The 12,584-nt window shown below is 43.2% G+C and carries 13 protein-coding genes and 3 tRNA genes; 11 read left to right on the top strand and 5 right to left on the bottom strand.

Annotation, left to right across the window (positions count from 1 at the left end):
• Positions 1 to 2: 2 nt before the first annotated feature.
• The gene (locus ABFW99_RS08480) at positions 3 to 386 is read right to left on the bottom strand and encodes a PIN domain-containing protein (RefSeq protein WP_349353593.1); all 384 of its coding nucleotides are present in this window, start codon (positions 384 to 386) and stop codon (positions 3 to 5) included.
• Positions 386 to 637 carry an AbrB/MazE/SpoVT family DNA-binding domain-containing protein gene (locus tag ABFW99_RS08475; protein WP_349353592.1) on the bottom strand — a complete coding sequence of 84 codons (252 nt, stop codon included), beginning with the start codon at positions 635 to 637 and terminating at the stop codon, positions 386 to 388. Before ABFW99_RS08475 ends, ABFW99_RS08480 begins: the two co-directional genes overlap by 1 nt.
• Positions 638 to 768: 131 nt before the next feature.
• Between ABFW99_RS08475 and ABFW99_RS08470 the strand changes: the two genes are divergently transcribed.
• Entirely contained in the window at positions 769 to 1,368 is a 600-nt protein-coding gene (locus ABFW99_RS08470; protein WP_349353591.1) for a flavin reductase family protein, read from the top strand.
• Here the strand turns inward: ABFW99_RS08470 and ABFW99_RS08465 are convergent.
• Both ABFW99_RS08465 and ABFW99_RS08460 read right to left on the bottom strand, forming a co-directional pair.
• Positions 1,365 to 2,129 (bottom strand): toxin-antitoxin system YwqK family antitoxin, encoded by a 765-nt coding sequence (locus ABFW99_RS08465; protein ID WP_349353590.1) that lies wholly within the window; start codon positions 2,127 to 2,129, stop codon positions 1,365 to 1,367. The genes ABFW99_RS08470 and ABFW99_RS08465 overlap by 4 nt on opposite strands.
• A 2-nt stretch (positions 2,130 to 2,131) precedes the next feature.
• Positions 2,132 to 3,217, bottom strand: coding sequence for an AI-2E family transporter (locus ABFW99_RS08460; RefSeq protein WP_349353589.1), 1,086 nt, complete (start codon positions 3,215 to 3,217; stop codon positions 2,132 to 2,134).
• Positions 3,218 to 3,407: 190 nt separating this feature from the next.
• On the opposite strand from ABFW99_RS08460, the gene ABFW99_RS08455 reads away from it, so the two are divergent.
• From ABFW99_RS08455 to ABFW99_RS08420, 8 genes are all read left to right on the top strand, one after another.
• The gene (locus tag ABFW99_RS08455; RefSeq protein ID WP_440707474.1) at positions 3,408 to 5,579 is read left to right on the top strand and encodes a CHASE2 domain-containing protein; all 2,172 of its coding nucleotides are present in this window, start codon (positions 3,408 to 3,410) and stop codon (positions 5,577 to 5,579) included.
• A complete protein-coding gene (locus ABFW99_RS08450) occupies positions 5,576 to 6,880 on the top strand; it encodes a M48 family metallopeptidase (RefSeq protein WP_349353929.1) in 1,305 nt (434 codons plus the stop codon). The genes ABFW99_RS08455 and ABFW99_RS08450 overlap by 4 nt, the downstream gene beginning before the upstream one ends.
• Positions 6,881 to 7,005: 125 nt before the next feature.
• Positions 7,006 to 8,520 carry a Xaa-Pro peptidase family protein gene (locus ABFW99_RS08445; RefSeq protein WP_349353928.1) on the top strand — a complete coding sequence of 505 codons (1,515 nt, stop codon included), beginning with the start codon at positions 7,006 to 7,008 and terminating at the stop codon, positions 8,518 to 8,520.
• A gap of 23 nt (positions 8,521 to 8,543) precedes the next feature.
• Entirely contained in the window at positions 8,544 to 8,942 is a 399-nt protein-coding gene (mce, locus tag ABFW99_RS08440) for a methylmalonyl-CoA epimerase (protein WP_349353927.1), read from the top strand.
• 44 nt (positions 8,943 to 8,986) lie between these two features.
• A tRNA-OTHER gene (locus ABFW99_RS08435) sits at positions 8,987 to 9,063 on the top strand.
• 38 nt (positions 9,064 to 9,101) lie between these two features.
• Positions 9,102 to 9,175, top strand: a tRNA-Pro gene (locus tag ABFW99_RS08430).
• 66 nt (positions 9,176 to 9,241) lie between these two features.
• A complete protein-coding gene (locus ABFW99_RS08425) occupies positions 9,242 to 9,502 on the top strand; it encodes a GIY-YIG nuclease family protein (RefSeq protein ID WP_440707473.1) in 261 nt (86 codons plus the stop codon).
• A tRNA-OTHER gene (locus tag ABFW99_RS08420) sits at positions 9,480 to 9,560 on the top strand. The genes ABFW99_RS08425 and ABFW99_RS08420 overlap by 23 nt, the downstream gene beginning before the upstream one ends.
• Positions 9,561 to 9,629: 69 nt before the next feature.
• Here the strand turns inward: ABFW99_RS08420 and ABFW99_RS08415 are convergent.
• Positions 9,630 to 10,340, bottom strand: a complete 711-nt coding sequence (locus tag ABFW99_RS08415; protein ID WP_440707472.1) for a hypothetical protein — start codon at positions 10,338 to 10,340, stop codon at positions 9,630 to 9,632.
• Between the two features lie 287 nt (positions 10,341 to 10,627).
• Between ABFW99_RS08415 and ABFW99_RS08410 the strand changes: the two genes are divergently transcribed.
• Both ABFW99_RS08410 and ABFW99_RS08405 read left to right on the top strand, forming a co-directional pair.
• A complete protein-coding gene (locus ABFW99_RS08410) occupies positions 10,628 to 11,905 on the top strand; it encodes a GAF domain-containing SpoIIE family protein phosphatase (protein ID WP_349353925.1) in 1,278 nt (425 codons plus the stop codon).
• 129 nt (positions 11,906 to 12,034) lie between these two features.
• Positions 12,035 to 12,532, top strand: coding sequence for a hypothetical protein (locus ABFW99_RS08405; protein ID WP_349353924.1), 498 nt, complete (start codon positions 12,035 to 12,037; stop codon positions 12,530 to 12,532).
• The last annotated feature ends 52 nt before the right edge of the window (positions 12,533 to 12,584 follow it).

Genomic DNA, 12,584 nt, shown 5'->3' with positions numbered 1-12,584 from the left:
GATTAATCCAACAGTTTCATCTGTTTCAGATTAGAAGCTTTTTTATCGAAAGTGTATGTTATTAGCCGTTCTTTTCTATTTATTTGATGAATGAGACAATCGTTAAAATCTGCCGAGCTGTTAATGTAATCTTCGATTGTAAGCTTTACTACCTCCTGATCAAAAAAGTAAAAACCTTTTGTTTCAAATAGAGTGTCTAAAACGCTTATGAATTCTATTTTAGGATAGTTATAGATTTTAAGAAGTACCCACGAAAGCTCCGAGAGCACTACCTGATTAATGTAAAGCTCCTTCCCATCTTCAATTAATTTTGCCACTAATTCTGCCTGCTCTTCAATGTCCTTAATAAGGAATCTAGCCAGTAAATTCGTGTCTATACCTACCATTACCTTTTATACTTTTCCTTTAAGTATTCAACGATTCCTTCATTTATTTCTTCGTCTGACTTTGGTTTCTGATTCTCCCGATACAACATTCCGTAGGCTTCTTTATAATCTTTTTTTTTGGCTGTAACTACTAAGGTATTTACTGCCTCCATTTCGAAATTGAGAATATCGCCGGGCTTTAATCCTAATTCATCCCGGATTTTTTTGGGGATGGTTACCTGACCTTTGGATGTGATGGTTGCTGTAGGCATAATTCTTACTTTTTGTCTGATATGTAAGGAATTTGTTTATTTCAAGAACCAACTGCAACTACCTTTATTATGCAAGCTTTCCAAAAATAGCTACCTTCGAACACCGATTTTTAAACTCAACATTTACTTCCGTGATTATAGAAAAGCCTCAGTTTTCTGAACATCAGATTGCCAAACTTGTAAAGGCATCGGTGGTTCCGCGCCCAATTGCCTGGATTTCTTCAGTTGGGGAAAGCGGGATTCCAAACCTGGCACCCTATAGTTACTTCAACGTGATTTCCCATAACCCCATCATGTTTATTACCTCCATAGGCCGGGGAGCAAATGTGGGGAAAGACGGGGACAAGGATACGCTGGCAAATATTAAAGACAGCGGAGATTATGTCATCAATTTGGTTTCTGCCAAGCTTGCCAATCACATGCACAAGAGCAGTACCATTTATCCAAAAGAAATTAGTGAGTTTGAAAAGACAGGCCTCACCCCTGTAAAAAGCAATCTGGTTACAGCTCCCAGAGTTGAAGAAGCCGTCATCAGTATGGAATGCCGGTTAGATAGGGTGATGGAACTGGGAGATTTCAACCAAGTGATCGGGGAGCTGGTTTGCTACCACATCAAAGACGATGTGTACATGGAAAATGACAAAGTGGATTACGCCAAGTACGACCCGATTGGAAGAATGGCAGCTAATTATACCTATGTAAGGGATTTGTTCTTTCCGGAAGATATTTAGTTGTAGCTCTCCCTTTTAATCTCATTCCCTAAGCTGTCGTATTCAATCCACACTCCGGATTGCTCCCCATCCTTATATTGTCCGGTTACCTGGATTTGACCATTAGGGTGCCACCGCATCACCTTTCCACTGCGAGGACCTACTTCAGAATATGGAAATTTAAAGCGTGGCTGGCCATCTGCATAGTATTGAACAAATGACGTATCGGTGCGAACGGTATAACTCGTGAGATTCCCTGATTTGTCATAATAACTGGTCATGGTATCGGTTCTGATTTGCGTGATTTTCTGGGAAGCCGGGTCTATGAAATATAACTCATCGGGATTCCAGCTTATGGCCAGCCGGCCCAGTTTATCCCAAATGCTCCCCGTTTGCTTCCGGTAATCAGCATCCATTCCCAGCCTTCGACTTGCGTACCAATACCGCAGCCGAAACATTTCCCCGTTTTCAAATTCACCCTGCAGGTTATAGTCTCTGCTGTCAAAGGTTCTTATAAATCCTCTGTACGGCTCACCCGACCGGGTATTATGTAGTACCAGCGTGGTATCAATGACATCGTACATTCGTACCCCGTTTAGCTGATAGGATCCTATATACTGGTTAGGAGGAACCACAACACCTGTAGAATCCCGAAACTCCAGGTGATCATATCCATCCAAAAAGTAGTGCTCCTCCTTTTGCTTCTCTGCCGAGCAAGCTCCGAGAGCAATCACGCAGAAAATCGTGAAGATAGATAGTGTTGATGTAGTCCGGGCTTTCACTTTCAGTCCTGGTAGTTGACGGAATTTCCTAACAAATAACCGTAGGGCTTCATCTCCGGAATTTGATCAAAAATGACTTTCAAAATACCGATTAACGGTACAAACAAAATCATCCCGGAGATTCCCCATAGTTCACCGCCAATGATCAGCGCAATCATAGCTACAAAAGGATTGATAGATACCTTTGAACCGACAATTCGGGGCGTAATAAAATTGCCTTCCAGGAATTGCACCGTTCCAAAAACGGCCACCACCAACACCGGGGTGATTAGCGAGTCGGTAAGCAGGAGAGCAAATAACAACGGCGGTAATGCTCCTATGATAATCCCGATGTAAGGAATAATGGCTAACAATGAGGCAAAAACCCCAAAGAACAGCGCATGCTCCAGACCAATAATAAAAAGTCCGGTTGTATTTAAAACGGCTAAAATACCAATCACCGAAAGCATACCAACCAGGTAGTTTTGAGTTACATCCTGCACCCGGCTTAAAAGATTGTCCACATTAGAATAGTCTCCTTTCCTGGATGCGAACAGCTTTTGAAAGAAGGTTTGATACATTTCCTGATAGTAGAGCATAAAGAAAATAAAGATGGGCATGAGCGTCATCACCGTAAATATATTGGTGGTGGCGCTCACGATGGAACTCACATAATTTCCACTCTGATCGATCAGGTTGTTGATGCCCTGTTGCAGGTATTCGCTTTGTTCTTCCTGGGAAATCCCGGCTGTTTCTTCCAGGTATTGAATGGCATTAGTGGAAACGGTCTTCAGCTTTTCGGTCACCTCCGGAATGCGTTCTGCGAATTGCACAAACTGAGCTGATATCAGCGATAAAATACCTCCAAGAACAACTAATACCACTAACAACGTAAGAATGATGCTAAAAGCCCTGCCCAGTTTCCAGCGTTCAAAAAGTTTAACTATAGGACTCAAAAGCATTGCAAAGAATGCCGAAAAAGCCAGCGGCATCAGGATAAACTTTCCATAGCTCATTACCAGGAACAGCAGATACAGGCCAATTAATATAACGGTAGTCTTAAACCAGAATGGATATTTTTCTGTAGATTTTATTCGATGATGTGACATAAAAAACTATATTGTTCAGGATTCACCGGTGCTGCAAAGGCAATGATAATTAAAGCATTTCTAAGATGTCGTATAAATAGTGTCAGCATCAGCTGTAGCCAATGATATTAAACGATAAGCTATAAAGTGCACAACATCACTGAAATTCTTATTATAGAATTTGTTGTTTGACTTCTAATTCGGGTACAAAATGAAAAAAGGAAGAAAACTTAATAAGGCAGTCTTACTCGGGTTGGTGTATACTGCCGTAATCTCCTCACTTTTTGCACTGCAATATGCAGGCTTTTTTAACCCCATCGAAGACTCTCTGCTTGACCAAAAATTCAGGTCTTTTGAGCGGGAAGTCCCAAAAGACCGGGTGTCACTGGCTATGATTGATCAAAAAAGCCTGGATACTTTTGCGAAGGAACATGGTATTTATTGGCCCTGGCCACGGGAGGTATATGGCACCGTTCACAACTATCTGATGGCCAAGCAGGCGCGACTGGTCGTATATGATGTGCTTTTTGATCAACCCGACTTTGATCGAAATGGCCTTGCCGGATCACGAAGCGACCTATACCTGGAACAGATGTTTGGCACCTACCAAAACTCCGTGCTGTCTGCTCAAACAGTTGAGAGTAATGATGGATATAACCGGTCAAACCTGTCCCGCTTTACCTATCCGCTTGCATTGGAAGACAGTTCGGGGTTGTACTCTGTACATAATGTCCCCATTCCACGATTCTTGAATACTGCTCATAAAATTGGGTCGGTAGCCATCCCTACCGAGAATGAATCCATCATTCGAAGAGTACCCATGTTTTTTAATATTTCTGAAGACCGGGCATTGCCCTCTTTGGGAGTTGCCGCTTATCTCGGCTATCAACGAGGACAGGTTTCAATTGAAAAAACCGATCGTTCTCTTTTGTTGGATTCACTGGAAGTGCCGCTTCAGCCCGATGGAAAGTATCTGATTAACTGGTATAAAAAAGGAGGCGGGGAAGACGGCTCTTTCAGGTACTATTCTTTTTATGGACTATTTAAAGCCGGACTTGAATTTCGGCAAACCGGCGACCCCAAAGCCGATTCTTTGATAGAGCTGAAAGACAAAATTGTCTTTGTCGGGGCCAATGCTGCCGGATTGTCTGACATCAAGTCTACCCCCATGAGTCCTATTGAACCTTTTCCGGGAGTAGAAATTCATGCCGCTGTTACCAACAACCTCCTGGAAAGTGATTTCATAACTACTGTATCCCCCTTCACCAAAAACATTCTTATCCTCATTTTTACGGCGGCTCTTTTGATTGTGATTTTCCGGGCTCCTTCAAAAGTGAATATTTCTTTTTCAGCAATATTAATGGGGGCAATCATTATTGCCGGGTTAGTCCTCTTCAGTGTGTACCGCATATGGTTCCCAACCGCCGAGATTTTCCTTTCCTCTTTGTTGATGATTATTGTTGGATACACTACCAAATATGTAAGTGAGGATGCACAGAAACGAGCCATTCGCAGTGCCTTCGATTTATACCTTCAAAAAGAACTGGTCGAACAAATTATTGAGCAGCCGGAACTGCTTAAATTAGGCGGTGAGAAAAAAGAACTTACCGTTTTATTCAGTGATTTAGCCGGATTCACTTCCATATCCGAAGATACTCCTCCCGAAGAGTTGGTTACCTTCCTGAATGAGTATTTAAGTGAAATGACGGACATCGTTTTCAAAAACAAAGGCACGCTGGATAAATATATCGGTGACGCCATCATGGCTTTTTGGGGAGCACCGGTGCCTGAAGAAGATCATGCTTATTACGCCTGTAAGTGTGCCCTGGAGATGGAAGAAAAACTAGCCGAATTACAGGCAAAGTGGACGGGTGAAGGTTTACCTGCTCCCCATGTGCGCTATGGGTTGAATTCCGGTCCTATGGTTGTGGGTAACATGGGCTCCAAAGACCGGTTCAGCTATACGGTTTTAGGGGACAATGTGAACCTGGGAGCCCGCCTCGAACCTGCCAATAAGGACTTTGGCACCCGAATTTTAATTTCACAGCCAACCAGAGAACAGGTAAAAGACCGCCTCTTGACGCGGGAAGTCGCCCTGATGAAAGCGAAAGGCAAAACGAAACCCATCCGCATTTTTGAACTTATTTGTGAAAAAGGCACGGAAGAGTCTTCGAAATGGGAATCGTTTGTAGAGCTTTTCCATGGTGCGTTAAATCATTATTATAACCGTGAATGGGAAGCGGCAGAAGTTAAGTTCGAAAAAGCACTGGAGCTTAAAGACGGGGACATGCTCTGCCGGATTTATTTAAAGAATATCGAGGTATTTAAAAAGAATCCGCCCGGCGACAACTGGGAGGGCAGCTATCAACAAACAAATAAATGATGAAAAAACTACTTTCTTCTTTTGGGGTGCTATTGTTTTGCACAGCGATGTTAAGCCAGTCTGCTTTGGCCCAGGTAAAATACACCAATCAAACGGCAGACATGCGCAAAGGCCCTGCGGCCTATCATGAGTTTTTACTACGCCTGTACATCAACAATAAAGTTGAGCTGGATTCCACACAGGGATACTGGGATCGTATCTGGTTCAAAGAAACGTTGGGGTGGGTCCCAAGCTATACGCTTTCTGACACTAAGATAAGTGAGGACAAACTTCAGTCCGACTCACTTCAAAGCCGGATGAACCTGATGTTCTCTCAAATTGACGGCGAGGAAACAGATATTGAGGAAGAGCTGGTGGCTTCACCAACACAGGTATCGGCGGCCGTTAAAGGCTTTGCCGAAAAATGGCGCCGTGCGCGGGACATCGAATACACTGTTGATTTCGAGAAATTTCAGATCGACCCCGCTTCTCCTACTGAGTTCCAGAACTTTATCGGTGTAAGAGAACGAAAAATGAACCCCCTTCAGGAACGAAGACTCTTGTATCCGGATGCTATTTTTGTCCCCTATACCGACCCGGCCATCGACCAGGTGGGCTATGCGGTTGCCAGTGCGGTTGCTCAACGAGGGCTGGTAAGCAATTACCAGTTGCAACGATATCTGGATCTTCTATCCGGACTGATTGTAGAAAACAGTCATAAGCCGGAACTCGACTTCAAAGTTTTTATTCTAGATTCTGAAGCTATTCAGGGATACTCGCTGCCGGGCAACTATATATTTATTTCTAAAGGCGCCCTCAAACAGATGCGTTCTGAAGCTGAACTGGTTCACTTTTTAGCTCATGAAATCGCTCACCTTGTTTTCAGTCATGGTATGGTTGAGTATAAAGAGCAGGAGCCGAGGGTAAAACGAGAAAGCCTGCTGGACGAAATGCGCCGGAAGCTGGCGGAAGAAGGGGCCGAAGATCAGGCCACGGAAGAAGAGCGGGAAAATGAACAGCGCATCACCGACTGGACGGATGGTTTTTATGATGCAGCCAATAGCGAACGGCTGGAATCCTATGAATTTGAAGCCGATTACTGGGGAGTCATTTACACCTACCTCTCCGGTTACAATCCAAATGAAGCCATCAAGTATCTGAATCGAATTCAGAATTACGAAACCGAAGCCATTACAGCCTGGACCGGCCTTTCTCCTGAAAGTAGAATTGAAGCCATCAACGAGCAAATTGATAATCTCAACCTCGGAAATGGTAACACCAGCAGTGACCTATTCCAGCGACTGATCAACTCACTGGAGTAATGATCTGTACTTAACACACGCAATTTACTTGCAAGGGTAAATAAGAAGTTTAAGACCACGTTGTTTCTTACTTTTTATTTACCCTTTTTAATTTGAGTGAAATTTTAATCTCAGCCCTCGGAATCATGTCTCACTTTTTTCGATTAACTCTCAGCATACAAAGTATTTTCCTGTTATTACTTCTCTTTGTTTTTCCTTCTTCGGTATATGCTCAACATTCAAGCTGGAATGAATCTACCCTGAAAGAAGACCGGCCCTTGTTTTCGGAGCATTTCCCCCCTGCCGAGTTTGCAGAACGCCGAAACAAGGTTTACGAAGCTATTGGAGAAGATGGCATCGCTATTTTACAGAGTGCTCCAAGCCCGGTTGGATATTTGGACTTCAGGCAAAATAACGAGTTCTACTATTTATCCGGCATAGAATCGCCCGATGCCTACCTGATCCTGAATGGGCAAACCCGTGAGGCCACCGTTTATTTGTATAATCGTAAAGAGCGCAGGGAATATGGGGAGGGCAAAATACTTTCTTTCGAAGATGCCGATTTAGTACAAAAGCTAACCGGAATTGAGAATGTTGGCTCCTATTCCGACTTAAAAGTGGCTTTACAATCACTGAACGAGTCTGAGGAAACCAGCACAGCCTTTACTCCTCAAAGTCCTTATGAGGAAGTTGCTATGACACGCAGCATGGCCAACCGCCACATTGAGGACATGAAAGCTAATCCATTGGACACCCGCCTTCCCCGTCACCACAACTTCATCAGGGAAGTTCGTGCATTGGCTCCTGATTTAGAAGTTAAAGATTTAGACCCCATTATTGATGAGCTTCGCAAAATCAAAAGTGAAAAAGAGCTGGAGCTGATACGCCGTTCCACCCAACTTCAGGCAGAAGTTATTATAGAGTCGATGAAATCAACCAAACCGGGTGTTAAGCCCTATGAGCTGGAGGCCGTTTCCAAATACATTTACTGGAAGCATAATATTCAGGACGATGCCTATTATCCTCTTATACATGTAGGTCCCGATGCCTATATGAACCATTATCATAACAGCGAGCGTACAGCAAAAGCCGGTGACATGATGTTGATGGATTACGGTGCTTATGACCAATATTACTCCAGTGATCTTGGCCGGATGTGGCCGGCAAACGGAACATTCAATCCTGTTCAAAGAGAATTGTATTCATTCTATCTGAAGTTTTACGAGGCTATTCTCTACAATATTAAACTCGGGCTTACCCCACAGCAAATAATGCAAAATGCCCTGAAAGAAATAGATGTCATCCTGGAAGAACATAAGTTCTCTAAACCTCTCTATCGCAATGCTGCCGAGCAGTTTGTAGCCGGTTATCATGAAAGAGCTGAAGACCCGGACATGCGATTGGGACATGGAGTGGGGATGTCGGTACACGATGTGGGTGACTATGCCGTGCCCGTAGAACCGGGTATGGTTTTTGTGATAGAACCACAGTTTCGGGTTCCTGAAGAACGCATTTACATCCGTCTGGAAGACATGATTATAGCCACCGAAGACGGAGTTGAAATCTACAGCGATTTCCTTCCCCGCGATATTGAAAGTATTGAGAAACTTGTGCAAAAGGAGGGCCTTCTTCAGAAAAATCCTATTTCAATCGATAATTAATAAAACGTTAAATTTTTTAAGTCATGCATATTGACCATATCGGCATCGCCGTGAAAGACATAAGAAAAGCCACAGAGACCTACTCTAAAATTTTAAACGCCTCACCCACCAAATCCGAAACCGTAGAAAGTGAAAAGGTGGAAACGGTTTTCTTTCAAACGGGAGAATCCAAAGTGGAACTTCTGGGCCCAACTGCAGATGATTCGGTAATTGCCAAGTATGTGGAAAAGAAAGGAGAAGGTATACATCACGTGGCCTTTGAGGTTGATGATATCCACGCCGAACTGGACAGACTACGCAATGAAGGGTTTACCGTATTAAATGAAAAGCCCAAAGATGGCGCCGATAACAAGCTGGTTGCCTTCGTTCATCCAAAAGATAATCACGGGGTTTTGGTTGAATTGTGTCAGACCAAGAAATGATTGAGTTTTGCCTGATTTGATGCGTATCTTTAGCGCTCATTGATCGGGGCGTGGCTCAGCCAGGTAGAGCGTCCCGACAGGCGTGTCGGGAAGGTCGCTGGTTCAAATCCAGTCACCCGGCTTGTTTAATAAATGATTATTTAACTTAGTGTTTTAAATCGGGGCGTGGCTCAGCTAGGTAGAGCGCTCGGCTGGGGGTCGAGAGGTCGCTGGTTCAAATCCAGTCGCCCCGACATAAAAAGGACGTTAGCAATTCGCTGGCGTCCTTTTTTAGTTTATAACAATAAAGGGGGAATTTTATGTCATTCTACGCATACATGATTAAATCTGAATCTAATGGAAAGCATTACTATGGGCATACTTCGGATATCAATGAACGCCTCAAGAGTCACAATTCAACCCAGAACAAATATACACGAGGAAAAGGACCCTGGGTCTTAATTGGGTATGTGCAAACCGAATCTAAAGCCTCTGCTATGAAATTGGAAAATAAACTCAAAAAAATGAAAAGCCCTAAAAGGGCCTTGGCCTGGATTGAAAGACATGGCTCAGCCAGGTAGAGCGTCCCGACTTCAGCTTGTTGATGTCGGGAAGGTCGCTGGTTCAAATCCAGTCGCCCCGACACAAAAAGGACGTTAGCAATTCGCTGGCGTCCTTTTTTATTTGCTATATCTCTGATATACCAGCTTACTCGACCCTCAGGCTATATACCCGACCGCTTTCAAGTGTAGTTTGAGCGAGGTTGATGGTTAGTGGCTTCTTCCCCGGCATTGAAATTCTTACTTCCTGAACACCCGGTAATATATAGATCAGGTAATAGTTTTCGGCTTTCTGAATCTTTAACAATTTGTCAGAATCCGGTACTGCAACTTCCAGGTTTTCCCGGTCTGAATAGATCTTTAAACCGGCAGCTAAAATTCCCTCCGCATTTTTATTGTCTCTCCGATTGGCAACCAGCTCATTTTTAAGAAATTCCAGATCCTTCACAACCGTCAATTCATCAGAGGTATTCTTCTTCAGTTGTTCCGTCACCTCGATTTCCCACACTTTTCCACTCTCTAAGTCTATTCCCGCCTCGCTCAGTAAAATATTCAGCGGCTCAATGCCTTCTTTATAGATATTCACCTTACTTTCTTCCGGAGAAAGAAGAATCAAAACTGAATTCTCGTATCCCATTATACTGAGCACTCCCAGAGTCGACTCAATATTCAAATCCTTCAAAGAGGTTTTAATTAATACCCCTGCTGCAAGCTGTCCGTTTACATCGTAATTCACTTCTCGGTCAGCAATAATCTGGTCGGAAGAAAGCATTGGCTCACCCCGGATTACCAGCTCTTTTTCATGTGTATTCTGGGCTAATAATGTATGACTTATACAGAACAGAACCCCGGTTATCATAATTTTTCTCAGTAAATACATGTACCCTTCCCAAAAATTATTCAGATGTTATGACCACAATCACGAGAAATTAATTTCTAAAATCAATACGTGTTTTCACGCATCTCAAAGGTTATTGTATTCCTAAGAATCGTTATAGTATTTTGACTCTTCTTATTTATATTGGAGTGCTTCTTTTTTTGGGGTTAATGCAATTTGATCAAGGTGAGAAATGCTTTGGAGAACATTCCAAAAGTGGTGAAACTCAAGGAGCTTAACACTATAATCAGTTAGTACGGGTATCGGGTATGAAAACAACATCGCAATCTATCAATATTGATCAGCTTAACCTGCTCATGGAACTGGTTGGGAAAATAAATTCCAACCTTGAGTTAGATAAATTGCTCCGTGAGATTATGGATTCCGCCAAAATCATTATGGATACCGAGGCAAGCTCCCTTTTTCTGCTTTCGGAGGATAAATCAAAACTTACTTTAACCATACCTACCGGACCGGCTACTGCAGAACTTTCCGGTAAAAGCATGCCTGCACACCAAGGCTTAAGTGGCTGGGTAGTGCAAAATGTGGAACCAGTGGTTGTACGTGATGTGCAGAAGGACCCCCGATTTGCGGGAGAACTCAGCGTTAGTTCCTCATTTACAACCAAAGACCTGATTTGCGTCCCTCTTGTCAATCATAATGGCAAAGTTATAGGTGCCCTTCAGGCTATTAACAGAAAGAATCCGGAAGAGCTCACCGATGATTTGGTCCCTGTTTTTCAAACGATGGCCAATCAGGCCGCTATTGCTATAGAGAATGCCAAACTGCAGCAACAGCGCATTGAGAAAGAAATTATGGATAAAGAGCTCGAGGTTGCACGAACCATTCAGTCCGGGTTCTGGCCTAAAGAAGTGCCAAACATTCCACACTATCGTATTGCAGGATGCAGTAAGCCCGCAAAAAGCGTTGGGGGAGATTATTACGATTACATCCCCATTCCTGGAACAAATCGATGGGGATTTACCGTGGCCGATGTAACCGGCAAAGGTGTTCCGGCTTCCCTGCTAATGGCGACCATGCGTGCTTCCCTTCGCTCTCACGTGGAAAACAACAAGAATGTTGGAGATTCTATTAATAGTGTAAATAAACTCATCTACGAAGATTCCCCTATCGACAAATTCATCACCGCTGTTTATGGTGAACTTGATACTGATACTCACACCTTTAATTACGTAAATGCCGGGCATAATAATCCATATTTGCTGGATGTACACAATCATAAACTCAGTCAGCTCGAAGTTGGCGGGGTGATGCTGGGAATTATGGATCCCGTAGATTTTAAAGGTGATTCGATAAAGCTCTATTCAGGCAATAAGTTAATTCTCTTTTCGGATGGCATCCCTGAAGCAAGGAATACAGAGGGAGAGTTTTTTACAGATGAAGGTTTTGAGCAATGGCTTTTGGAGCATAAATCGCTTACCCCTTCCCAAATGATGATGAACCTGCTAAAAACAATCGATAATTTTAGTAAAGGTCAGCCCCAAAGTGACGATATAACACTCATCATTATAGAACGCGTGAAATAGGTTTCGCGCATTTCACAGCACTTAAAAGTTTAGCCGGCTATGTTCATTAAGGAAAATAGTTTGTAACAAAACGGCACTCAGGAACTTTTATAATAGGTAAAAGTATACATCTACGAGGCAGGCAATATTATGTATATCATTAATAATAAGAGACAAATAGAGCGCATAAAAGACATGGTAACCGTGCGAAAAAACATGGATACCTATGAAGTTTTTTATCACGACCCCTCTACCGGAGAGCTTTGGAAAAGTTTTTTCCCTCGTGGATACAAACAGCATCAAGGACCAAAACTGCTCCGTCCGGAGCCGCTGCCAGAAAACCTGGAACTACAACTGGAGATTTGCCTCAATAGTCCTGACGACTCAGATGCCATTGGTCTGGGAATTGAGTGTTCGGTAAAGCCCGAGAAATGGGAAGAGATTATCGAGATACTGGATAAGAACCGGAAGAAGTATCTGCGAAGTCACCTAAATACTTTTATTAAACACCTTGGAATCCTTAACCCAATGGACTCCCTTCAAGAGATAGAACTTCATCCCGACGACCTTGAACTGGATGAGGAAAAACTTACCGCGCTCAAAAAGAGAGCAAAACGGATAAAACTGAAGAGACTCTTCAGAATTTAGCCTCCCATTCCTTTTATAAAAAACCTTTGATACTGTCAGGAATCATCGATTT

The sequence above is a fragment of the Gracilimonas sp. BCB1 genome (genome assembly GCF_040117685.2).
Classification (GTDB): domain Bacteria; phylum Bacteroidota; class Rhodothermia; order Balneolales; family Balneolaceae; genus Gracilimonas.
This window is presented reverse-complemented; position numbering and strand designations above follow the sequence as displayed.